General features: G+C 68.2%; 1 protein-coding gene and 1 pseudogene. Both read left to right on the top strand.

What is annotated here, in order from left to right:
• Window positions 1-401 (top strand): DUF6507 family protein (locus GA0115254_RS34910; RefSeq protein ID WP_256102939.1); only part of this gene is annotated, 401 nt, incomplete at its 5' end.
• A pseudogene (locus GA0115254_RS34905) lies at window positions 398-1,524 on the top strand (protein phosphatase); the annotation flags it as partial. The gene GA0115254_RS34910 and the pseudogene GA0115254_RS34905, both read left to right, overlap by 4 nt.

Raw genomic sequence — 1,524 nt, 5'->3', positions numbered from 1 at the left:
TGACGGGCTGGGATCTGAAGCCGCAGGGTATTTCGGGTGTGCTGAAGACGACGGGTGAGGTGGCGGGGAAGATCCAGACGTATGCGACGTCGTACGGGGATCATCTGACGTCCGCGGCGTCGAGTGCGGGCACGATCTCCGCCGAGGGCGGCGACGGCGGTGGCAAGGACGGGGAGAAGGCCGCGGGCGGTCTTGTCGCGCTGGCGTTGTCGCAGTTCGCGGAGCACACGACGTCCGATCTGAAGTTCATCGCGGCGCGGGCGGGCAAGTCGTTGCAGGGCGCGGTCGACGCGACGACGGCCTATCTGAACGGTGACCTGGAGATGGCCGCCGAAGCCCAGCGCAAGGCGCTCGGTGCGGTGGATCTGGATCCGAAGAAGCCCGGGGTGCAGGACAAGTGATCAAGCCCGAGGCGATTCCGCAGTACACCGGTGATCTGGGGCAGCTGGAGAAGGACCACGCCGGCCTGAAGACCGACGCCGGGCACATCCGGGACACCGGTTCGTCCGTCCACACCCACTTCCAGGCCCTGTCCGCCTACTACCAGGCCCCTGAGGCCGAGCAGCTCTTCGCGTCGACGAAGCCGGTCAAGGACCGGGCGGACGGGTTCGCGGACGACCTGGAGAAGGTCGCCTCCTCGCTGTCGGACTACGCGACGGAGATCCGTCCGCTGGTCACGAAGCTGGAGCAGCTCAAGGCGGACGCGACGAAGTTCGTGAACGCGAACAAGGACGACGACGACTGGGAGTACGACGAGGACAAGGTCGACGAGCACAACCAGCTCCGCGACGACATCACCGCGACCGTCGCCGCGTTCTGGGCGGCGGAGCGCACCTGCCACAACAAGATCACCGCCCTGTTTCCCGGCGGGGTGCAGATGGTCGCCGGGGACGGGTCCGAGCGCAAGGACCAGTACGGGTTCAACGCGGACGACCTGAAGAACGCCAAGCTCCCCTGGGGCGACCCGGTCGAGGAGAAGCACCACGTCTGGGAGGTCGGGCACTGGGTCAAGTCGTTCGTCTGGGACGGCCTGATCGTCGACGGGGTCTGGGGCACCATCAAGGGGCTCGGCACCCTGGTCGGGTTCGGCGGCTGGGACGCCATGGGCCAGGCATGGAAGGGCCTCGCCCAGCTCGCGACCGGCCTCGTCATCTCCTCGATCCCCGGTGCGGGCACCCTGTTCTGGGCGCTGCCCGACGACAAACTCCCCTCCTGGCTGCGTGACTCGCGCACCGCGATGAAGGAGACCGGCAAGGCCCTGGTCGCCTGGGACGAATGGGGCAAGAACCCCGGACGGGCCGCCGGAGCCGTCACGTTCAACGTCCTGACGACCGTGTTCACCGGCGGCGCCGGCGGGGCAGCCGCAGGAGCCGGGAAGGCCGGCGCGGTCGCGAAGGTCCTGTCCGTCGCCGGGAAGGCGGGCAAGGTCATCGACCCGATGACCTACATCGCCAAGGGCGCAGGCGCCGGCCTCTCCAAGATCGGCGACATCACCAAGGGCCTCAAGGGGATCGGCAACATCGA

It is taken from the genome of Streptomyces sp. Ncost-T10-10d (assembly GCF_900091955.1).
In the GTDB taxonomy this organism is placed as follows: Bacteria; Actinomycetota; Actinomycetes; order Streptomycetales; family Streptomycetaceae; genus Streptomyces.
The sequence above is the reverse complement of the archived record's forward strand: the minus strand, read 5'-3'. Positions and strand labels throughout refer to the sequence as shown.